The organism is Paraburkholderia susongensis, from assembly GCF_900177725.1.
In the GTDB taxonomy this organism is placed as follows: Bacteria; Pseudomonadota; Gammaproteobacteria; order Burkholderiales; family Burkholderiaceae; genus Paraburkholderia; species Paraburkholderia susongensis.
Genome location: NZ_FXAT01000005.1, coordinates 247024 through 267904 on the forward strand (window position 1 = coordinate 247024; position 20881 = coordinate 267904).

At 60.1% G+C, this 20881-nt stretch carries 18 protein-coding genes; 6 read left to right on the forward strand and 12 right to left on the reverse strand.

Annotated elements, in window-relative coordinates; genetic code table 11:
• Nucleotides 1-19: 19 nt before the first annotated feature.
• Nucleotides 20-871 (forward strand): aldo/keto reductase, encoded by an 852-nt coding sequence (locus B9Z01_RS17370; RefSeq protein WP_085485216.1) that lies wholly within the window; start codon nucleotides 20-22, stop codon nucleotides 869-871.
• A 245-nt stretch (nucleotides 872-1116) separates the two neighbouring features.
• Here the strand turns inward: B9Z01_RS17370 and B9Z01_RS17375 are convergent, their stop codons facing one another.
• The 3 genes from B9Z01_RS17375 to B9Z01_RS17385 form a co-directional block, all read right to left on the reverse strand.
• Complete coding sequence (locus B9Z01_RS17375) at nucleotides 1117-1980, reverse strand: aldo/keto reductase family oxidoreductase (protein WP_085485218.1); 864 nt, start codon at nucleotides 1978-1980, stop codon at nucleotides 1117-1119.
• 165 nt (nucleotides 1981-2145) lie between these two features.
• Complete coding sequence (locus B9Z01_RS17380) at nucleotides 2146-2562, reverse strand: DoxX family protein (protein WP_085485220.1); 417 nt, start codon at nucleotides 2560-2562, stop codon at nucleotides 2146-2148.
• 42 nt (nucleotides 2563-2604) lie between these two features.
• Nucleotides 2605-3309: a pirin family protein gene (locus B9Z01_RS17385; RefSeq protein ID WP_085485222.1), complete on the reverse strand. Its 705-nt coding sequence runs from the start codon at nucleotides 3307-3309 to the stop codon at nucleotides 2605-2607.
• A 180-nt stretch (nucleotides 3310-3489) separates the two neighbouring features.
• On the opposite strand from B9Z01_RS17385, the gene B9Z01_RS17390 reads away from it, so the two are divergent.
• The gene (locus B9Z01_RS17390; RefSeq protein WP_085485224.1) at nucleotides 3490-4419 is read left to right on the forward strand and encodes a LysR family transcriptional regulator; all 930 of its coding nucleotides are present in this window, start codon (nucleotides 3490-3492) and stop codon (nucleotides 4417-4419) included.
• 41 nt (nucleotides 4420-4460) lie between these two features.
• On the opposite strand, the gene B9Z01_RS17395 is transcribed toward B9Z01_RS17390, so the two are convergent.
• On the reverse strand, nucleotides 4461-5411 hold the full coding sequence (locus B9Z01_RS17395) for a LysR family transcriptional regulator (protein WP_085485226.1): 951 nt from the start codon (nucleotides 5409-5411) through the stop codon (nucleotides 4461-4463).
• 131 nt (nucleotides 5412-5542) lie between these two features.
• Here B9Z01_RS17395 and B9Z01_RS17400 point away from each other — a divergent pair, with 131 nt between their 5' ends.
• From B9Z01_RS17400 to B9Z01_RS17410, 3 genes are all read left to right on the forward strand, one after another.
• Nucleotides 5543-6427 carry an intradiol ring-cleavage dioxygenase gene (locus B9Z01_RS17400; RefSeq protein ID WP_085485228.1) on the forward strand — a complete coding sequence of 295 codons (885 nt, stop codon included), beginning with the start codon at nucleotides 5543-5545 and terminating at the stop codon, nucleotides 6425-6427.
• A 45-nt stretch (nucleotides 6428-6472) separates the two neighbouring features.
• Complete coding sequence (locus B9Z01_RS17405) at nucleotides 6473-7546, forward strand: maleylacetate reductase (RefSeq protein WP_085485230.1); 1074 nt, start codon at nucleotides 6473-6475, stop codon at nucleotides 7544-7546.
• Between the two features lie 132 nt (nucleotides 7547-7678).
• Entirely contained in the window at nucleotides 7679-8362 is a 684-nt protein-coding gene (locus B9Z01_RS17410) for a TetR/AcrR family transcriptional regulator (protein WP_085485232.1), read from the forward strand.
• Between the two features lie 41 nt (nucleotides 8363-8403).
• Here B9Z01_RS17410 and B9Z01_RS17415 read toward each other — a convergent pair whose 3' ends face one another.
• The 8 genes from B9Z01_RS17415 to B9Z01_RS17450 form a co-directional block, all read right to left on the reverse strand.
• Complete coding sequence (locus B9Z01_RS17415; protein WP_085485233.1) at nucleotides 8404-9351, reverse strand: hydroxymethylglutaryl-CoA lyase; 948 nt, start codon at nucleotides 9349-9351, stop codon at nucleotides 8404-8406.
• A gap of 71 nt (nucleotides 9352-9422) precedes the next feature.
• A complete protein-coding gene (locus tag B9Z01_RS17420; protein WP_085485235.1) occupies nucleotides 9423-11183 on the reverse strand; it encodes an FAD-dependent oxidoreductase in 1761 nt (586 codons plus the stop codon).
• Between the two features lie 115 nt (nucleotides 11184-11298).
• On the reverse strand, nucleotides 11299-13035 hold the full coding sequence (locus B9Z01_RS17425) for an AMP-binding protein (RefSeq protein WP_085485732.1): 1737 nt from the start codon (nucleotides 13033-13035) through the stop codon (nucleotides 11299-11301).
• Nucleotides 13036-13110: 75 nt separating this feature from the next.
• On the reverse strand, nucleotides 13111-13899 hold the full coding sequence (locus B9Z01_RS17430; RefSeq protein WP_085485237.1) for an enoyl-CoA hydratase/isomerase family protein: 789 nt from the start codon (nucleotides 13897-13899) through the stop codon (nucleotides 13111-13113).
• A 63-nt stretch (nucleotides 13900-13962) separates the two neighbouring features.
• Nucleotides 13963-15702, reverse strand: a complete 1740-nt coding sequence (locus B9Z01_RS17435; RefSeq protein ID WP_167387509.1) for a CocE/NonD family hydrolase — start codon at nucleotides 15700-15702, stop codon at nucleotides 13963-13965.
• Between the two features lie 295 nt (nucleotides 15703-15997).
• Nucleotides 15998-16921: an amidohydrolase family protein gene (locus B9Z01_RS17440; protein WP_085485241.1), complete on the reverse strand. Its 924-nt coding sequence runs from the start codon at nucleotides 16919-16921 to the stop codon at nucleotides 15998-16000.
• 283 nt (nucleotides 16922-17204) lie between these two features.
• Nucleotides 17205-18305, reverse strand: coding sequence for a porin (locus B9Z01_RS17445; protein ID WP_085485242.1), 1101 nt, complete (start codon nucleotides 18303-18305; stop codon nucleotides 17205-17207).
• Between the two features lie 340 nt (nucleotides 18306-18645).
• Complete coding sequence (locus B9Z01_RS17450; RefSeq protein WP_143808965.1) at nucleotides 18646-19527, reverse strand: enoyl-CoA hydratase/isomerase family protein; 882 nt, start codon at nucleotides 19525-19527, stop codon at nucleotides 18646-18648.
• Between the two features lie 515 nt (nucleotides 19528-20042).
• Here B9Z01_RS17450 and B9Z01_RS17455 point away from each other — a divergent pair.
• Entirely contained in the window at nucleotides 20043-20846 is an 804-nt protein-coding gene (locus B9Z01_RS17455; RefSeq protein WP_167387510.1) for a TetR/AcrR family transcriptional regulator, read from the forward strand.
• Nucleotides 20847-20881: the final 35 nt, after the last annotated feature.

The following is a 20881-nucleotide window of genomic DNA, read 5'->3' on the forward strand; positions in this document are numbered from 1 at the left end:
TCTCCCACTCCGACACCATATGCAAAACGTCGTCCAGGCGGGTCATGCCGCCATTCCCACGCTAGGTTACGGCACCTATGGAATGAGCCCGCTCGAAGTGCATCGCGTTCTCCCCGCGGCACTTCGTGCCGGGTTCCGTCATATCGACACCGCACAAGTCTATGGAAACGAGGCCGAAGTCGGGGACTGTGTCGCCGCGTCCGGCATCCCAAGGGCGGACGTGTTCATCACGACCAAGGTCTGGGTGAGCAACTATCACCCTACCCGCTTCGCGGCGTCTGTCGACGAAAGTCTTCGAAAGCTCAAGACCGACTATATCGACCTTCTTCTGCTTCACTGGCCCGGATCGGATATTCCGTTATCCGAACAGATCGGCGCATTGAATGCGGCGTCCAGATCCGGCAAGGTGCGCCATATCGGCGTCAGCAATTACAACCGCGCGCTCATGGCAGAAGCTATCGAGCTTTCGGAGATTCCGCTCGCCACGAATCAGTTCGAGTACCACCCGTATCTGAATCAGTCTCTGCTGATCGAAAGCACGCTCAACGCGGGGCTCGCGGTCACCGGCTATTGCGGCATGGCGGTCGGCCAGGTTCTATCGGACCCGGTATTGAAGGAGATGGCCGCCCGCTACGGGAAAACCATCGCGCAGATCGTCCTTCGTTGGCTCGTCCAACAGGATGGTGTCGTGGCGCTGTCCAGAACATCGAAGATTGAGCGATTGCCAGAGAACCTTGCCGTCTTCGACTTCGAACTGCAAGCCGCAGACATGGCGGCGATTCATGCGCTCGCCAGACCGGGCAGCAGAATCGTCAATCCACCGGGGCTCGCCCCGCAGTGGGACAGCACGGAACCTCGCTTGCCGGACTAATAGATCAGCCGGCCCGAGGTGTCCGCGTGGGAGACCTCATGACCGGGCTTGAAAGGGGGAACTCGGGGCGATCTCGGGGTAACCCCGCTTCCAACCGCGTCAACAGCGCCTGCTGGGCCGTAGCCCAATACCCTGAGACCCCAGCCCTCGGCACGATTCTCCCGGCACCGGTGCTTCACATCGGCGGAACTCACCGGCACCGCCTTCACCTCAACCAGAAAATCGCTCCGGCATCCTTACTATGCTCAGATCATTCCGTTCAACCGGTCAAGCGCTTCAGCCGGAAGAACGAGTTCTGCCGCCGCCAGGTTTTCCCGCAAATGTTTGAGCGATGATGTACCCGGGATCAGCAGGACGTTAGGAGAGCGTTTCAGCAGCCACGCGAGTGCGACCTGCATCGGGGTTGCGTCGAGAGATTGCGCGACCTCGGACAACGTCGCGGACTGCAGCGGGGAGAAACCGCCCAGCGGGAAGAACGGCACATAGGGCAGGCCGCGATCGGCAAGCGCATCGATCAGCCGATCGTCTTCGCGTTGCACGAGATTGAACAGGTTCTGCACGCAGACGACCGCCGCGATCGACTGCGCTTCCTCGATCTGCGCGGCGGTGACATTGCTAAGCCCCAGATGCCGGATCAGGCCTTGCCGCTGCAACTCCACAAGCGTCGTGAATGCCTCGGCGATCGAGCCCTCGACCGGCTGCCGATTGTCGCCCATCGCGCGGAGATTCACGACGTCGAGAACATCGACACCGAGATTGCGCAGGTTGTCGTGCACCGCTCGCGTGAGTTCAGCCGGACTTTGCGCGGGGTTCCACGAAGCGTCCGGCCCGCGCACGGCGCCCACCTTCGTCACGATCGTGAGGTCGGCCGGATAAGGATGCAGCGCCTCGCGAATGATGAGGTTCGTGACGTGCGGACCATAAAAGTCACTGGTGTCGATATGGTTCACACCGCTTGCCACCGCCTCGCGCAGCACGGCAATCGCCGCGTCGCGATCCTTCGGCGGCCCGAACACGCCCGGCCCGGCGAGTTGCATCGCCCCATAGCCCATGCGGTTCACGACACGATCGCCGAGCGGGAACGTGGCGGGGATAGGTGTAGCGGTCATAGCTGAACTCCAGTTGGGTCTTTCGACTGCTCTCGCGCGTGACTGGCTTCAATCACGCCGGAGCTTGCTTTCAGATGCGGCCATACGGTCCGCGTAAAACAGAACACCAGACAAGACGAACACCCGCCTGTTCAGGCAGGCGTTCGCCTCGACGAATCCGTCGTCCTAGCTCGCACCCAAAGACGCCAGCCGCGCACGCGAGGCGCGCGAGTCCAGGCTGAACGCGCCAGCACCGAAGTAGGTAATCTGCAGAAGGCCGCCAGCCATCATCACGTTCTTCATGAAGTGAATCATCTGGTTCTGATCGGCGAAGTTGTGGTGGAAGAATGCCGCCGTCACGAGACAGAACACCGCCATCGCGAGCGACACGTAGCGGGCACGGTATCCCGACAGCAACAGCAAGCCGCCGCCCAGCTCTACCGCCACGGCGCCAATGTAAGCGAGCGGCGGCACCGGCAAACCCATGGCAGCGATATAGCCGACCGTCGCGGCGTGTGCGCCGAGCTTGCCCAGCCCGCTCAGCACGAACGGTGCTCCAATCATGATACGACCCAACAGTGGAAGAAACTTGTAACGATCCATGATGATCTCCTGAAATTGACTTACGTAGGTGGATCAAAAAAATTACACCTGGCCGGTGTCCACCATCACCAGCTCGGAATCTTCGAGCGCGGTTATTTCAACTGCCGGTACTTCCGTGATCGCAACGCCATCCAGCGCACCCATAGGCTCGCCGTCGACTTCGATTCGTCCCGACGCCACCACGAGATAGGCGCAACGAGATGAACTCAACGCCTGCCGGATGCTCTCGCCCGCCTTGAGCGTTGCGCCAAGCAGCCGCGCATCCGCACGAATGGGAAGCGCGCCTTCGTCCTCGGCGAAACCGCTCGCAAGGATGACGAAGCGCCCCGAGCGATCGCTCTTCGGAAACGGCTTCGTATCCCACTGAGGTTCGCCACCGGCCACGCGAGGCGACAGCCAGATCTGATAGAGCTTGAGCGGCGCGTCACCCTTGTTGAACTCAGCGTGGCGTATGCCCTTGCCGGCGCTCATGACCTGAACGTCGCCCGCGCGGATCGTTCCTTCGGATCCCAAAGTATCGCGATGACCGAGAACCCCCTGGCGCACATAGGTGATGATCTCCACGTCGCGGTGTCCATGCATTGGAAAGCCGCCGCCGACCGCAATCTCATCGTCGTTCCAGACGATCAGGGGACCCAGAGCATCGTGTTCGGGATTGTCGTCAGCGCTGACGGCGAAATGGTGCTTCGCGCGCAGCCAGCCGAGATCGGCGCTGCCCAGTGACTCCCAACGGCGGTGTGCAAACATGTCGGCTCCTTTTTCCTTCGGCCCGGACATGGGACAGTCGCCGGATCGGCGCCCGCTGATGCCAGTGATGATTCAGACCGTGACCGAATGCTATAGACGCAACGATCACGCGCATATCTCCCCAATTGCAATGCATCATTGCTCGTGGTAGAACGATGGAAACCCCATTAAGGTCCGCCCATGACCCAGATCACCGACCTCAATGACCTGAGAATCTTCGCGGAGGTGGTCGGGCACGGCAGCTTCACGGCCGCCGCCCGCGCCCTCGGCACACAGACGTCCAAACTCAGCCGGCGCGTTCGCGCATTGGAAGAGGAGCTTCAGGTCCGCCTGCTCAATCGCACGAGCCGGAGCCTCTCGCTCACGGAAACCGGGCGGCAGTTCTATCAGCATTGCGTGGCCGTGGTGGCGGAATCGAAGGCGGCCAAAGACATCGTCGAGCAGACGCTGACAACGCCCCAGGGCACGGTACGCGTCAGTTGCCCGCTGGCATTGCTGAGCGCGGGTGTCTCCGCGATCATTGCCCGATACGTAGAGGACAACCCGCAAGTCCAGGTACTGCTCGATGCAACCAACCGCCGCGTGGATGTCGTCGAGGAGGGTCTGGACTTTGCCATCCGGGTCCGGCTTCCCCCACTCGAAAACACCGATCTGGCGGTGCGGCAACTGGGCTTGTCGATCCACATTCTGGTCGCCAGTCCAGAATTGGCCGCGCGCTATCCGGCGCCCAGTTCCATCGACTCTCTGAAAGAATGGCCCACCCTCGCGATGGCGAGCAGCAGCGGGCGATTTGCGTGGAACCTGGTCGACGCCAAGGGTGAGGCGATGTCGTGGACCCATCAGCCCCGCCTGGCAACCGACGATCTCGCCAGCCTGAGGATCGCGGCAATCCAGGGCGTCGGCGTGGCCTTGCTGCCTCGGGAGCTGGTCGGAGAGGACCTTCAGGCTGGCCGGCTACGGCAGTTGCTGCCCGATCTGGCAACGACGCCGGGCCTCGTGCACGCGATCTTCGCCACGCGCCGGGGTATGGTTCCGGCGGTCCGGCATCTGCTCGACGCACTCGTTGCGGGATTTGGAGCGCTCAACGAAAAGTGGTACGGCGGCCGTTGATACGCCAGTGCGATGCGTCTCTACCTCAGCGAGTGGGCCGCTCAGTTCTTCTTTTGTGCGCGTGAGATGCTGCTCGGCAAAGTGGTCCAGCGAGCTTCCAGATCCAGTTTCCTGACGTGCTCGCTCAACGCATCCGCGAAAACGCGAATCTTCGCGGGCTGGTTCCGGCGGCTCTGGTAGGCGATGTTGATCGTCAGGGGCGGCAACTCCCAGTCGCTCAATAACGGAATCAGGCGGCCGGCAACGATGTCATCGTGCACGATGTAGAGAGGCTGAATGACGATGCCGAGGCCGGCGCGGCCCGCCGCGCAAATCACCTGCCCTTCGTTCGACTCCAGCGCGGCGCTAATCGCGATGCTGCGCCGCTCGCGCCCTCGTCTCAATTGCAACTGATAAGGGCTCTCCGCATAGCTATAAACGAGCACATTGTGCTTCGCGATCTCTTCCGGCGACCGCGGCACGCCGTGCTGCGCCAGATAGCCGGGCGATGCGGCCAGCACGCGCCGCGTATGCGCGAGCCGCCGCACGGTAATGCCCGAATCGCCCTCATGCTCGCGCGTGCGGATCGCAACGTCGATGCCCGCCTCGATGAAATTCGGGTAACGGTTCGCCGCCGTGATCTGTACGACGAGTTCAGGATAGCGTTGATTGAATTCGGAGAGCCACGGTGCGATGTGCAACACCGCGAACGACACTGAACTTGTCACGCGCAACACGCCTCGCGGGCGCTGCGCCATATCGCTGATCGCGGTATCCGCTTCGGCAAGCTCCGAAAGGATCGACACGCAACGACGCCGATATTCGCGCCCGGCATCCGTTAGCCACAGTCGCCGAGTGGTGCGCTCGACGAGCCGCGCGCCCAAGCGGTCTTCCAATGCGCTCAACGTGCGGCTCGCCGCCGCATTCGAAATGCCGAGCCGTTCGGCCGCCTGCGACAGACTCCCGAGGTCTGCCGTCAGCACGAAGAACTCCATTTGCGTGTAGCGATCCATGTCGAGACTTTTCCGCTCATTGGAAATATGTTTTTACTATAGCGCATATTTCCCGGCGCATAACGCCGCTACAGTAGACAGACAGGCCATCCAGGCGATGTGCCCGGCAACACGAAACTCGAGGAAAGATCATGCGCAACATCAGCGAAGACACCATCACCCAGGCAGTGCTCGCAGCGATGTCCGGCTGCTCCGACGACAGGCTGCGCACCGTGATGACCAGCCTTGTCCAGCATTTGCATTCGTTCGCAAGAGAAGTGAAGCTGACCGAGAGCGAATGGCTGTACGCGATCAATTTCCTCACCGACGTCGGCCACATCACCGACGAAAAGCGCCAGGAGTTCGTACTCCTGTCGGACACGCTCGGCCTTTCGATGCTGGTGACGACACAGAACAACCGCAAGCCGGCCGAATGCACGGAAGCAACGGTTCTGGGTCCGTTCTTCGTTTCGGGTGCCCCCGAATACAGGAACGGCGACGATATTTCCAACGGCGCGGCGGGCCTTCCGTGTTTCGTTTCCGGCCGCATTCAGGGTCTTTCGAGTGAGCCCGTGGCGGGAGCCGCGATCGAGGTCTGGCAATCGGATGAAGATGGGTATTACGACGTCCAGTATGGAAACGCCGAGGACGAGAAGATAGATTTCCAGGCCCGCGGCCGTTTGCAGACGCTGCCCGACGGACGCTTTCATTTCCGCTCGATTCTCGCCGAGGCCTATCCGATTCCGCACGATGGGCCGGTAGGCCGAATGCTCGATGCACTCGGGCGCCATCCGTGGCGTCCCGCGCATCTGCATTTCTGGATCAAGGCGCCAGGCTACGAGCCGTTGATTACACACGTGTTCCGCAACGGTGACCAATACCTCGACTCGGACGCCGTGTTCGGCGTGCGCTCGACCTTGATCGTCGACTGGGTAGAGCATCCGCCGGGCATCGCGCCGGACGGCACCGTGATGGACACCTCGTTCTATACGCTCGATTACGACTTCGTTCTCAACCCTGCGGAGCATGCGTCGTGACACGACAGGTCGATACGCTCACCGATACTCTCGCCGGAACCCGATATGTCCACCTCTGAATTCGTCTATAACGGGCGCGCCACGCGTGTCGTCTTTGGGCGCGGCTCACGCGCCCACATCGAACGGGAACTAGACGCATTGCAGACACGGCGCGCTCTGATTCTGTGCAGCTACGAGCAGCGAGAGCTGGGTTCGTCCGTTGCCGGGCAATTGGGTGAGCGTGCAGCAGGCGTATTCGATCGCGCCGCCATGCATGTGCCGGTTGAACTGGTCGCGCAGGCACGCGCGGTCGCGGCGTCACTCGCTGCCGACTGTGTCGTCGCCGTGGGTGGCGGCTCCGCGATCGGGCTCGCCAAGGGCCTCGCCCTCGAAACGAACCTGCCCATTCTCGCCGTGCCGACCACCTACGCGGGCAGTGAAATGACGCCCATATTCGGGTTGACCGATGCGGGCCTGAAACGTACAGGCACTGACTTGCGCGTATTACCCAAAACGGTGGTCTACGATCCGGACCTGACTCTGACGCTGCCGGTCGGCCTGTCCGTCACCAGCGGCATCAACGCGATTGCGCACGCAGCGGAAGGATTGTATTCACGCGATGCCAATCCTCTTACCAGCCTCATGGCCGAAGAAGGCATCGCGGCGCTCGCACGCAGTTTGCCGCGGATCGTTGCACGGCAGAACGATTCATCCGCACGCGCCGACGCGCTCTACGGCGCCTGGCTGTGCGGCACCGTGCTCGGCAGTGTCGGCATGGCGCTGCATCACAAGCTCTGTCACACACTTGGCGGCAGTTTCAATCTGCCGCACGCGCCCACTCATACCATCGTGCTGCCGCACGCGTTGGCGTACAACGCCAACGCCGTGCCCGATGCCATGAAACGGATTGCGCGGGCTATCGGGCACGACAGTGCCGCGCAAGGCCTATACGAACTTGCGCGCGCGAACGGCGCACCCGTTGCGCTCAAGGAGATCGGCATGCTCGAGGAACAACTCGACGAGGCCGCCGGCATCGCATGCAACAACGCTTACTGGAATCCCCGTCCGCTGGAACGCGAAGCGATTCGCGCGCTGCTGCAGCGCGCATTTGACGGTGATGCACCCAAGGATGGCGTGTAAAACGAGCTCATCTGCCGCCAAGGAAATGGATCGTTCCGCGGCGGATTTCAATTTAAAAACCAGCGAGTCGAATAAATTTGTGCTACTGTACAGGATAGAGTTTAAAGCCAACCTGTCGCAACGTACTCGCACATGGCGTCAAGAACACTGCCTGTTGAAAGACATATCGGAGCGCATCGCCCAATAGAACCGAAGCGTGCTGAGCAGCAGCGAGCGCAGGAAACTCGTTTAGCCATCCTGAGTGCTGCTCTTACAGAATTTTCGGCAAAAGGTTTCGAAGCGGCGAGTATTCGCAGTATTGCAGAGCGTATTGGGGTGCAGCATCCGCTCATCACCTATCATTTCCGTTCCAAAGAAATTCTATGGCGGGCGGTGGCGGAATATGTATTCCAACGCGTCCGTCAGGAACGTGATGCCAGTCTGTCCAGCTTCGGTCCGGCCAGTGCGGTCGACCGGGTCAAGCTGGCCTACCGGGCGCTATTTCGCTTCACGGTAGACTTCCCCGAATTTCACCGCTTCATACTTCAGGAATCGCTAGGTCACAGCACGCGGCTGCAATGGCTCGCCGAGACAAACCTGAAGCCGCTGATCGACTGGCTGCTGCCGCAAATCCGCGCTGCCCAGGAAGAACACTCGCTACCCAAGGTCGAGCCGATCGTTTTTCACTACATGCTGATTAGTTTGACGTCGACCTTGTCGGGATTCGGTCCAGAATTTTCGGCAACCAGTAATCGGTCACCGTCTGATCCGGCGCTGGCTGAGGAATATTGGTGCACCGTGGAACGGCTCGTGTTTGGAGCCCTGGAGCCGTCGTAGGAAGCCGCGGGGGCAACGGCAGAGCGAGGCTCCGGTCGTTATCAGTCGCGTACTCTTTTCGCTATCAGCGCCTTACCTGCGCGCGCACCATTGTCCCTGCCCATTTGCTGACTCACCCAATCGCCAATCGAAACGATGGCGTCCAGATCAATTCCCGTTTCAATCCCGAGACCGTCCAGAAGATAAAGCAGATCTTCTGTCGCGACATTGCCGGTGGCACCCTTGGCATAAGGACAGCCGCCGAGTCCGCCAACGGACGAGTGGAACACCGACATGCCAACCTGAAGGGCGCCAACGATATTGGCCAACGCTTGCCCATAAGTATCGTGAAAGTGACCGGCAAGGCGTTCCAACGGAAACTCCGTCGCGGCGGCCTGAATGACTCGCCGGACATGGTGTACCGTGCCTACCCCGATCGTATCGGCAATGTCGATTTCGTCGCACCCCAGATCGCGAAAGCGCCTGACCATATCAACGACGGCGTCGACACTCACCGGCCCCTGATAAGGACATCCGAACGAGCATGAAATGCTGGCGCGCAATCGCAGCCCCTCTTCCTTCGCCCGGCGCGCCACAGGGGCAAAGCGTTCGAGGGATTCGGCAACGGAACAATTGATGTTGCGAAGAGAAAATGGTTCGCTCGCGGACCCGAAGATAACGACCTCATCCGCCTTGCTCGCGATTGCGGCGTCGAGCCCTTTCATGTTGGGCGTGAGCGCGGCGTAAGTCACGCCCGCCTTGCGATCCATTCCCGCCATGACGGCGGCGCCGTCCGCCATTTGCGGAATCCATTTTGGTGACACGAAAGACGCCGCTTCGATCCGCCGCACGCCGGCATCGACCAGCCGATTGACGAGTTCAATTTTGGTGCCGGTCGAGATAAACGTGCTTTCCGCCTGCAACCCATCCCTCGGGCCGACTTCGACAACCTGCACGCGCTTTGGAAGATCGCGGCCCAAGCCGTCTGCCCATTGTTCGCGGTGATTCATTGTGGACTCCTTATGCAGATGCGTCTCGCCGGTGGTACGAAATCGCACGAAACCCAGGCGAGACGCTGCTCTCAGCTTTGCTTCGAAAGCACGCGCTGCAATACCCGGCGAAGCTCGGCTTCCGGATCATCGGACAGCGCGAAGCTGCGCCACGCCACATGATGGTCAGGGCGGACCAATACACACCCGCTGTCGCCGATCTCGCGCACGCGTGCCCAATCACCCGTGTAGTCCGCATACGGTTGGCGAGGACCAATGACGTGCACGTCGATCTTCAAACCCAGTTCCTCACCGACTTTTGCCGCGGCGTCGACCCATGCTTCGCCACCGAGGCCCGTAAACAGCGCGAATCGCCCATGTCCTGCGAGATCGAGCGTCGAGTGCTGCCGTCCGCGGGAGTCGAAAACCCACGCATGCGGCAGCCGTGCGCCGGGCCACGTCGTCGACTGGTAGTACAACTCACGATCCCGCTCGAACGCCGGTTCGGCTTGACCGTCGGTCACCGCGGCGCTCGAACGATAGCGTTGATTCATCTCCACGCCGTGTGCGTCCAGTTCGTATCGCTTGAACACCAACGCCTCGCGAATCTCCGCGCGCTGCTTTTCCGCTGCCGCCGTCGACAGGCTTCGTGCGTGCATGTTCGCTTGCAGGACTGCCCCGTCGTTCGATTTGTCGATACCGAGCGCGCTGTAGAGTGGCGCGAATTCGGCGATCGACTGGTTCGCGCGCGTGACGATCTGCTTCGCGATCGGCGCGCGCTCGGCTGAATACGTCTCCAGAAGCGCATCGCCGGCTTGCCCCTTGATGACTGCCGCGAGCTTCCACGCGAGATTGAACGCGTCCTGAATCGACGTGTTCGATCCCAGTCCGCCGGACGGCGGGTGCCGGTGAGTCGCATCGCCCATGCAAAACACTTTCCGGTCCTGCATGCGGGTTGCGTACATATTGTTCACGGTCCAGGTGCTCGTGCCCAACAATTCGATCTCGAGATCCGGTTTGCCTACCAGTTGGCGCGCAATCATGGTGGCCTTTGCCTCGTCCACGACGGGAGCGGGCTCGTTGATGTCATAGCCCCAAACGATCAGCCACTCGTTCCAGGGGCGAACCATCCGGATCAGCCCCATGCCGATACCGCCCACTTCCGCCCCGGGTTGCATGATCGGGTACAGCACCGCCGGACGATGCGCGACGAATTCAGACAGGTCCGCGCGGAACCAGATGTTCATCGATCCCCGAACCCCCATCTGACCTTCGAAAGGCAGACCCGCGTCCTTTGCGACCTGGGAGTTGCCGCCGTCCGCGCCGATGAGGTACTTCGATCTGACAGTGAACTCCGTATCCGACAACCGGTCGCGGCAGAGCGTAATCACGCCGTCCTCGGTCTGCGTATGACTCAGATACTCGGTGCTCATGCGCGCCTCTGTACCGCGCGAGCAGGCCGTTTTGAACAGAAGCGGCTCCATGAACGTCTGCGGCAGATCGTTCATTTTTGCCGGGCTCGACAATTGGCGTTCCGCTCTCGAAAGCGGATGCAGCCCCCAGCTGGGCACTCTGCCGATTTCTTCCCCGGTGAGACTTTCGCAGAACACCGTCCCGCCCATCAGGTCCTCGTTGGTCGCATGCAGATAGGCTTCCTGCTCCACCTGCTGACCGAGGTCGCGAAGCACCTCCATCGTGCGCAGATTGGTGATGTGCGCTCGAGGCGTGTTAGCCAGCCAACGATGATAGTTGACGACCATGTTCCTGATGCCGTACGTCGAAAGCAGCGCGGCGCAGGCAGAGCCGGCGGGCCCGGTCCCAACGATGAGTACGTCCGTGGTTATTTCATACATTCGACACCTCCAACTGTTCAGTTCTCTTTTCCACTCGATCCATATTGTTATGGATGTCTAATCATCTTGATTTCACGTTTCCAGCCTTTTACGATGACCTACTGGTGAAACACCGTCAGGCGGTTCTGTGCTGGGTCAGGTTCAGGTAGCGGATCATCTCCTCTCGCATCGCGAACTTCTGCACTTTCCCAGTCACAGTCATCGGCAACTCGCTCACGAAGCGAATATATTTGGGTACCTTGTAGTGAGCGATCTGCCCTCGGCAAAAGTCCCTGATCTCTTCTTCAGTGGAACCTTCGCCTCGCCGCAGCACGATCCATGCGCACAGTTCCTCGCCGGTCCGCTCGTCCGGCACGCCGAACACCTGCACATTCTGTATTTTCGGATGCTTGAAGAGGAATTCCTCGATTTCGCGAGGGTAAATGTTCTCCCCGCCCCGGATCACCATGTCCTTCAGCCTTCCGACGATATTGCAGTATCCATCTGCGTCGATCGTTGCCAGATCGCCTGTATGCATCCATCCGTCGACGATACTTTCGCGCGTTCTGTCGTCGTCCTCCCAGTACCCCTGCATTACCGAGTACCCTTTTGTGCAGAGTTCTCCCGTCTCACCAACACCCACGGTGCGGCCATCGAAATCCACGATCTTGACCTCGAGATGAGGCTGGATCCGCCCAACGGTGGTAGTGCGCTTATCCAGCGGATCGGTCATCGCGCTCTGGAATGAAACGGGACTGGTCTCCGTCATTCCATACGCGATAGTGACCTCCCGCATATTCATTCTGACCACGACCTGATTCATGGTTTCGATCGGACACGGCGAGCCGGCCATGATGCCTGTCCTGAGACTGCTCAAGTCGAACGATGCAAATTCCGGGTGCTCCAACTCGGCGATAAACATGGTCGGCACCCCATGCAGCGCGGTGCAACGCTCCTCCGAGATGGCGGCAAGCGTCGCGCCCGCATCGAAACCTTCTCCCGGGAAAACCATCTGCGCACCAGCCGACACGCACGCCAGCACCCCCATCACCATGCCGAAACAGTGGTAAAGGGGAACCGGAATACAGAGCGAGTCGGTTTCGGAAAACTTCATCGCCATGGCGACAAAACGCCCGTTGTTGACGATGTTCCGATGGGTCAGCGTCGCGCCTTTCGGGCTGCCGGTGGTGCCGCTCGTAAACTGAACGTTGATCGGATCTCGTGAAGAAAGGGTTTGCTCGATGGCCTCGATTTCTGCGCGCCCCTTCTCCTGAAGAATCCCCTCGCCGCGCCGCATGACGGCGTGGAACGGCACGACACCCGACACGCCCCAATCGCCCACGGAAATCACCGCGCGCAGATCCGGCAGACGCGCGGCCTTCAATTCGTCCGGTTGCTGCGATGCCAGCTCCGGCGCTATGTCGAGCAACATGGCAATGTAGTTCGACGTTTTGAAACTCTCCGCCGTGACGAGTGCCTTGCATCCTACTTTGCGCAGCGCGTATTCGAGTTCCGACACACGATAGGCGGGGTTGATATTGACCAGCACCGCGCCGATGCGCGCCGCCGCGAACTGCGTGAGCAGCCATTCGAACCGGTTGGGGGACCAGATGCCGATACGGTCTCCCTTTTCGATTCCCAACGACAGGAAACCCGCCGCGAGTTGATCGACGCGCTCGTCCAGTTCCGTCCATGTCCAACGCACATGCTGTTCCCGGAATACCGCGGCTTGCCGATCGGGAAAGCGGCGTGCGGTTTCCCTCAGAAACTGGCCGACCGTAGACTCGCTCAACGGAACGTCCGTCGCCCCCCTTACGTAGGCAATTCCATCGGCAGGCACGGTGAGCCCGATGGACCCTTGTAAAGTATGCATGAAGCCCTCCTCCATCATTGCCGCGCGGGTCGGGCCGCAGAGTCAGCCGCCCTCGTCTGTCCCAGGCGCGTCAGGCTATTTCCCGTAAAAGACCAGATCGCCTGGCTCCTCGTCGACATCGAACGCTTTGGCCGTGTTGATAAAGCCTCGCGTGGCGTCTTCCGTGTTGTACAAGTCCATGGTTACGTCGAGCAAAACGGCGTCCGCACCCGCAATACCGCCGCTCGACCACGCCTTGAGCAACGTACGCGTTGCCGCATACGAAAGCGTGGGGCCATCGGCAAGCCGCGCGACCAGTTCCGCGGCGACACGTTCGAGCGCGCCGGGCTCGGCAACGTGGGTCGCAATCCCAAGCTCTCCAGCCACGCTGCCCGAAATCGGCTCGCCCAGCATCGCGAAGCGGGAGGCGCGACTGCGTCCGACCCGCTCGGCAAGCCGCTGGAGTGCTCCCGCGATGGGCAGCATCGCAGTCGTTACCTCGACGCACCGGAACACGGCGTCGGATGCCGCCACAATAAAGTCGCAGGCCAACGCGAGTTCCAGGCCGCCGCCGAAAGCGAGGCCTTGCACCACGGCCACCGTGGGAACGCGGAGCGCCTCGATGGCGCGATACGAAGTGTTGACTTCCGCGACGAAGGTGCGGAACCAGTTCAGGTCTTTACCCGGCCATTCCCGAACTTCCCCGCCCAGGCTGAAGTTAGGGCCCTCGGCCCGGATCACGAGCACCCGAATGTCACTTTCACTGGCTTCGTGAACCGCGTCCCGGAGACACTGTGCATAGCGCACATCCAGTCTGTTGAACGGCGGATTCGCGAGGACGATATTCCCAACGTTGCCATCGCGCTCAAAACGTATGCTTTTCATCGCCTACCCTCGATTCTGTTTAAATTCGCCGCGCGTCCATGACGTCGCGGCGCGATTCGTCAATCAGGACACCTGCTCTTTCAGCGGAATGATCGGAAGCAGCAAATGCGAGGGCCGCTCCGCGTCGCGGTAGACCTTGTGGGTGACGGTATTACTGCTGCATACGTGATACGGAATGTATTCGACGTCAGTCATTGCGCCCGTGCCTGTCGGCGCGTCGAGACTGCAGATCTCGATACAGATTCGATGACCGGCCTTGAACTGGTTCGCCGTCGCGAGAATCTGGATTTCATACTTGACGATCTCGCCCGGCGTGACCGGCTCGATCGAATCCTTCGTCAATTTGTGAAAGGGCTCCGCCGGTGTGGAGCGATCAGGATCCGTTGCGCGATACGACGCTTTCAGCCAGCCGCGCGTGAGTTCGCGCTCCGGCAACGTCTGCGGCACCGTTCGTTCGCCAACACGCGCCGTGACGACCGATACGTCCGGCCCGACGTCCTTGAGCACGACGATCCAGTTCGTATCCGGCTGGTCGATCTCCGCGTAGAGGGTCAGCGAAATGGGACCGGCAACGAGCACGTCCTGAGGAAGCAGGTCTGTCATGTAGCGCAAACGCTCGACTTTGGACGTCTTTTTGAGCGGCATTTGCGTAAAGACATCGGGCTCGCGATGCGCGTCGCCAACTTCCGCTGAAGGTCGGGGGGCGTCGGTGGAAAGCCGCTCCCAGCCACCGAGGTAGTACTTCGCCCATTGCGTTTCGGGCAAGGGCCAGTCGGTTCCCGTTCGCCATTCGTTGGCGCCCATGACCCAGTAGCGAACCGGGGGTTCATCCATGATGCCCGTGTCGATACCCTTCAACCAGTAGTCGTACCAACGGATCACTTCGTCGTGGTACTGATGGAACGGCCGTTCCAGATGCGCGGGCCCAGTAAAAATCAGCTTGCGCGGCTGCTCGACGTTCCTGAAGTAATGCTGGGCGCCGAGCCAGTGCAATTTGTACGTGTATGCGTAAGCACCGGAACCCGTATAGAACGGCACCTTGATCGCCTTAAACGCTTCTTCGGCGCGCTCGACTGTGCCGTCCGCCTCCCACGGATGGGTCATCATGTGATACATCACCGCCGTCCGCTGGCCCTTCTGCGTCAGGATGTTGTACAGGTTGATGTACATCTTGTAGTCGGGATTGCGCATGGCTTCGCGCCACAGCGCCTCCTGCGCATCGGGTAACGGCCCCGGCACGCCGCGCGGTTCATGCACCGTGCTGAAGACATCGAGCAGGTAGGGAAACGTGTGGAGAACACCACCGGGATTGAAATCCCGAAACCCGAACATGCCGCCGTATGCGCTACAGGCGTCATACGGAAAGATCGCCTTGAGCGCTGGGTGCCCTTGCCCGGCCGCGCGCCATTGCTCGCCGGCGAAACCCGAAATCCCAACCATCCCGACCTTGCCGTTGGACCACGGCTGCTGCGTAATCCATTCGATCATGTCGTAATGGTCGGTGTTCTCCTCGCCATAGTGACCTTCCGACTTGGCGGAACCCCGAGGTTGCGCAATGACGTGCACATAGCCATTGGCGATGAAGCGGCGGGTGTCGCCCGCTTCGATCGGCCCAAACCAGAGCGGAGCATGCGCGGGCTGCGGCGGCAGCACGTCGGCAATGTCCGGCCCCTGGAGATCCTTGTTGTGCAGCGCCGAAGCATACAGAACCGGATATGCGCCGTCCGCATCCGGCCGATAGACGTCTACCGCAAGACGGGTTCCGTCGCGCATGGTGACGACGACGTCGCGTTCCTCAATCATGTCTCCTCCTGTTTCGCAGGCACGCATCGCCTCAGCAGGCAGTCGTGTCTGGTCTGAAAAAAATCCGCTATCTACCGACCTGCGCTTCTGATTCGCTTCCACACAAACATTGCACGATCGTATAGCTTTCGTGATTCACTATACTTCACAGTCGTAAAGTATGCAAGGCGAACGACGAGATAGATGGAAAAGATCGGCTTCTGGCTAGTCATCACGATCCTGCGGCAATAGCGTCCACACGCCTCTTTCCAAGCCCGGGGACTGCCGTCATCAGGCCACCCAGTCGCCTATATCGCTAACGTCCGAGCAACCGGGCGGCGTTTTCCCCATACACTTTCTTCATTTCGACGCCGGGAATCCGGATGTCGTCGAGCACTTTCCCGAACTGCCGGATGGCGCTTGTCGGCGCGAACGGGAAGTCGGTGCCGAAGAGAATGTGGTCCGGATCCGCGACTTGCGCCAACGCGCTCAACGGCGCATTGCCGGCCGCAAGGGCCGTGTCGAAGTAGAAGGATCGAACCGCCGCATGCGTGTCGCCCACGCGTTCCGCCGCCTCAGGCATCATGGAAATAGAGAGCGCAAGACGAGGCACGAGAAACGGCAGCGTCCCACCGGCATGCGACAGGATGAACCGGATATTCCTGAAGCGATTCACTACCCCGGAAATGACGAGGCTCGCAGCCGTGCGGGTCGTCTCGAACGGATACTCGAGCACGGACGCTGGAGCAACCGGGGGCACTTCGTGAGGCGGCTGATTAGGGTGAACGAAAACCACCGCCCCGCGCCTGTCCAGTTCTTCCCACAACGGCCTGAAATGCGGGTCTCCGAGATACAGCCCGTTGTAGTTCGTAAAGACAATGAAACCATCGACCTTCAACTGGTCCACGCTATAGCTGACTTCCTTCAGCGCCGCATCGACATCCGGCAGCGGCAGGCTCGCGAAGGAGCCGAATCGTCCGGTATGCCGCGCTCTGAGATCCGCGGCGTAGTCATTGCACTTTCTCAGCAGCGTCGCTGCGTCCGGAAGAGTGGGTCCGGATGAGATGGACAGGATCGCCTCGTCGATGCCGTTCTCATCCATCATCGCGATAGCGGCCTCGACAGACCAGCTCGGGGCCACGCCGCCCGGCATCGCCGCATTGAGCAAATCCAGACCTACTGCGTCCACGTAGAGTTTCGGCAAAAAGTGGTGGTGCGTATCAATCTTTCTCTTCGACATGACCGTTGTCTCCTGAACTAGTCTCTAGCGCATCGGGAACGGCAATCGATGCCGCCTCGCATGAAAATCATCTTATACCTATTCTTTACGTTCGTACAATTTAATAAACTATCTGGCCGATAGCATGTGTCTTGCCGGATCAGGACCGGTTCATGCAGGTTGCGATCGCAGGCGCGATCGAGCCGATCACGACCGTATCGAGACCCACGATTGCCGTAACCGCAAAGCAGACGGAAAGCACCATCGACCGCTGTCACCCATCCACATGGGCAATCCAGTTCCGTTAAAACCGATGACGGATTCCGATGCGCAACAGACTCTGCGTCTGTCCGCTCGATGGCGATGGAATCAACGTGATCTGCGCGACAGTCGCCGAACCCGCTGCCTTGAACCATTCGGCAGCGAAGTAGACGTCGGTTCGCTTCGTCAGAAAGTAGTTTGTGTAGAGATCGACCGCGCGATAATTGGGGGACGCGCTCGTCGCATCGACCTTGCCGTGCGTGTAGATATACGCCACGCCGGCAAACAGGAAAGGTGTAATGAAGTACCCGGCGTTCGCCTCGTAGTTGTCGAACCGCACGTCACCGCCAAGGTATCCCTTCTTGAAGCGAGTCGATGTGTACTCGAGAGAAACGTTGGCGCCGCCGAACTTGTACGACGCACCCGCTCCGAAGATGGATTCGCTCTCCGCGTCCGGCACGTACGGGGCGTAAATGATGTTGCGTGCCGTGATGTCGTCGAAGGCCGCCGCAAACGGATTCTTGATGACCGTGTAAGCGGCCGCGATATACAACGGAAAGTTGACTGCCGTGTAGCTAAGCCCGACCGACGTCGCGCTATTCGCTGAAAATTGTCCCGGCTGCCCGCCGAAGCTATACAACCCGCCGAACGTGAACCCTGCGATTTTCGGGCTCGCGTATTTGACCGAATTGTTGATCCGGATGCTCCCGCCCGCGTTGTCAACGTCACCGGCATGGGCAAGGTAGACCGCCCAGTTCAACCCGGCCGCCACGGTCGAGAGCATTTCGGCCACTTCCTCGTACTGACGTCCAAACGTAACCGTCCCGTAGGGGCTTGAAATTCCGACGTAGGCCTGCCGCCCGAACAAACGCCCATTGTTCGAGAGGCTTCCGGAGGACACGTCAAAGCCGTTCTCTAACGTAAAGATCGCTTTATAGCCGCCTCCCAGGTCTTCGGCGCCTCGTATTCCCCATCTGGACAATGATCCGCCGCCACTCTGAAGCAGCCAGGCAGAATGACCGTTTTCATTGCTCACAAAGGTCACGCCTTCATCCAGCAGACCGTAGAGCGTCACCGAACTTTGTGCGTAGACCACCGCCGGCGCGACGCAAAGCATCGCCCCGGCCCAGGACCATTTCCTCATCTCCAGTCTCCTCAGTACTTCTGATTGCACGAGCAACCGCCGTGCAGAAGTGTTGGGAGAAGGATATTGTTAAACTTTCCGTTCGTACAATATTATTTGACCAGGACTATCCCCAAGTACTTTCGGCTGATGAATAGAAAGCGCGTAGCCGGTGCGCAAGTGCACGGAGCTGTGACGGGCACGACGGCTCGTCAGCGGCAGGAGACTTGCTGGCAAATATGGAAGACGTATTGAATTCGGTTCAGTGCAGCAGCGAATGTGCAACTGAACAGGCACGCGCGTGCGCACGTTGAGCGGATGCTCGGGCGGCTACTGCAGTCTGACCATCGAAATATATTGATTAGCTATCCGATGTTCTTCCGGATGAACTGGAATTGGAGCGCGCGACGAACTGCGCGACCCGTTCGGAAAACGCTTCGGTCGCAGCGCATCTCAGGAACGCCTGTTTTTCCTGTTCGAGATGACACTCGAGCTCATTCTCCGCCGCCATGCCGACAAGCGATTTCGTTTCTCTCACCGCCGAGGCGGGTAAGTCGATCAGTTTCCGCGCAAGCGCGAGGCTGGCGTCTTCCAGCGAAGAAGGATCGGCGATGACCTGGACGAGCCCTAGTTCTCGTGCCTCGTGCGCAGTCAACGAATCTTGCGTCAACATGATCTCGAGCGCCCGTGCGGCGCCCAATCGACGCGCCAGATGGAACGACAGACCACCGTCGCTCGAGGTCCCGAGCTTCGCATAGCCGACGACAAAACGAGCCGCGTGCGACGCGACAACCATGTCGCACGCCATCGCCAGCGAAAAACCCGCACCTGCCGCTGCCCCTTGCACGCTGGCGATCACCGGTACCGGCAAGCGGCGTATCGCCATGATCGTGGCATTGAGTTCACCGATCAGCGATTCGAGAAAGGAATCGGAACGGCGCAGCCCATCAAGAATTTGCACGAGATCGCCCCCGGCCGAGAATATCTTGCCCCGGGCTCGAAGTATCGCCACACGACAGTCCGGCAACCGCTCGATCTCCTGCAGCGCGCCCAGCATTTCCTGGCAGAACACCCTGTCGACCGTATTCGCGCCCGCCGGGTTTTCCATCGTGACCAGCGCAATACCGCCAGTGGACGTCAGCGTAATTTTGCTTTCCATTTTCGGTGACCGGGTTGCATCGAGTCTGTTGTCGGACTCGATTCTGCTAGGGAGCAGCTTGCCCAGCGCCCCGATCCGCAACACTCGGGCGGGACCGAACCAGGGTGCCGGGACGATGTCTCCATCGACAAAGACATGGCCTGCCGCTGGTAGCTATCAGTCATGCCCCATTGAGCCCGGCAACGAGTCCAGCGGTCATCGGTATAGCCGGGTTGCACTTCATTATACTTCACCATCGTATAATTTAAAGGCAAAAAGCAAGCTGTCAAATGGATAACAGTTTTACAAAGCACACACCGCGTTTTGAAAGCAGGCCAAGCCAGCAGATAAGCCCACTCACGGTTGGCGACTCTGGCCGAAACCCGCTTCAAGACGTGATACCGTGCCGGCACATAATCGACCTCGCGCTGTCGATTGTGAGGCGCAGCAACGGCGAGGGATGGCGTCGAGCGTGTGATACCCTTCTGAACCTCGCTTCCGCCGACGTTCCGCGCCGACGCTCCGATATATCGCCAACGTCAGGCTGCCACGCTTACAGACCGCAGTCTTCTGAACGCGGCAGGTATGGGAGCACCGAAGAAGCACCGAAGGAACACAGAATGGGCATTGAAGTCAGGCAATCCCGATCGAGAAACCAGATGACGGACAGCACTGTGTCAAGAAAGAGCGCAGCTCCCAAGGGTAGGCCGACAGAACTCCGGCGTGCGGAACAGCAGCGGGCGCAGGAGACCCGGTCGGCAATTCTGAACGCCGCGCTGACCGAATTCGCGTCGAGGGGCTTCGAGGCGGCCAGCATCCGAAGCATCGCCGATCGGATCGGACTGCAACATGCGCTGATCACTTACCATTTCCGGACCAAGGACATTCTTTGGCAGGCAGTGGCAGAGCATGTGTTCGAACGCATCCAGCATTCGTGGAAGAACTACCTGACAGACGAGCCGCCTGCCAGAGCGACGGATCGGGTCAAGCTCGTGTATCAGGCGCTGTTCCGGTTCACGGTCGATTTTCCCGAGTTTCATCGCTTCATGCTCCAGGAGTTCCTCGGCTATAGCCCCCGGCTGCAATGGCTCGCCGACACCGTGCTGAAGCCGTTGATCAACTGGCTACTCCCGCAGATTCATGCCGCCCAGGACGAAGGCTCCTTGCCGCGAGCCGACCCCATTCTCATTCACTATCTGCTGATCAGCCTGACATCGACTCTCTCGGGGTTCGGGCCGGAAATGCAGGTAACCAGCAATGTTTCCGCGTCTGATCCGGCCGTGGTCGATGCCTACTGGAAAATGGTTGAGGAACTCATCTTCAACAGGCCATCTGCGACTCAGGATTCGGGCAAAACCGGATCACCTTCTGGCAAAGCCGGCCGGCGGGCACGCGTGGCGGATGGCGTAAAAAATCCGGAATAAAACAGGGAGCGCGGCGGCAAGGCACTCCTCTCCGT

Bases quoted from the DNA above. Each gene is read 5' to 3' on its own strand.
- B9Z01_RS17385 (WP_085485222.1), bottom strand. From the start codon at position 3,309: ATGTTTGCACACCGCCGTTGGGAGTCACTGGGCAGCGCCGATCTCGGC.
- B9Z01_RS17390 (WP_085485224.1), top strand. From the start codon at position 3,490: ATGACCCAGATCACCGACCTCAATGACCTGAGAATCTTCGCGGAGGTG.
- B9Z01_RS17445 (WP_085485242.1), bottom strand. From the start codon at position 18,305: ATGAGGAAATGGTCCTGGGCCGGGGCGATGCTTTGCGTCGCGCCGGCG.
- B9Z01_RS17410 (WP_085485232.1), top strand. From the start codon at position 7,679: ATGGCGTCAAGAACACTGCCTGTTGAAAGACATATCGGAGCGCATCGC.
- B9Z01_RS17380 (WP_085485220.1), bottom strand. From the start codon at position 2,562: ATGGATCGTTACAAGTTTCTTCCACTGTTGGGTCGTATCATGATTGGA.
- B9Z01_RS17455 (WP_167387510.1), top strand. From the start codon at position 20,043: ATGGGCATTGAAGTCAGGCAATCCCGATCGAGAAACCAGATGACGGAC.
- B9Z01_RS17435 (WP_167387509.1), bottom strand. From the start codon at position 15,702: ATGATTGAGGAACGCGACGTCGTCGTCACCATGCGCGACGGAACCCGT.
- B9Z01_RS17395 (WP_085485226.1), bottom strand. From the start codon at position 5,411: ATGGATCGCTACACGCAAATGGAGTTCTTCGTGCTGACGGCAGACCTC.
- B9Z01_RS17375 (WP_085485218.1), bottom strand. From the start codon at position 1,980: ATGACCGCTACACCTATCCCCGCCACGTTCCCGCTCGGCGATCGTGTC.
- B9Z01_RS17425 (WP_085485732.1), bottom strand. From the start codon at position 13,035: ATGCATACTTTACAAGGGTCCATCGGGCTCACCGTGCCTGCCGATGGA.
- B9Z01_RS17415 (WP_085485233.1), bottom strand. From the start codon at position 9,351: ATGAATCACCGCGAACAATGGGCAGACGGCTTGGGCCGCGATCTTCCA.
- B9Z01_RS17370 (WP_085485216.1), top strand. From the start codon at position 20: ATGCAAAACGTCGTCCAGGCGGGTCATGCCGCCATTCCCACGCTAGGT.
- B9Z01_RS17405 (WP_085485230.1), top strand. From the start codon at position 6,473: ATGTCCACCTCTGAATTCGTCTATAACGGGCGCGCCACGCGTGTCGTC.
- B9Z01_RS17420 (WP_085485235.1), bottom strand. From the start codon at position 11,183: ATGTATGAAATAACCACGGACGTACTCATCGTTGGGACCGGGCCCGCC.
- B9Z01_RS17430 (WP_085485237.1), bottom strand. From the start codon at position 13,899: ATGAAAAGCATACGTTTTGAGCGCGATGGCAACGTTGGGAATATCGTC.
- B9Z01_RS17440 (WP_085485241.1), bottom strand. From the start codon at position 16,921: ATGTCGAAGAGAAAGATTGATACGCACCACCACTTTTTGCCGAAACTC.
- B9Z01_RS17400 (WP_085485228.1), top strand. From the start codon at position 5,543: ATGCGCAACATCAGCGAAGACACCATCACCCAGGCAGTGCTCGCAGCG.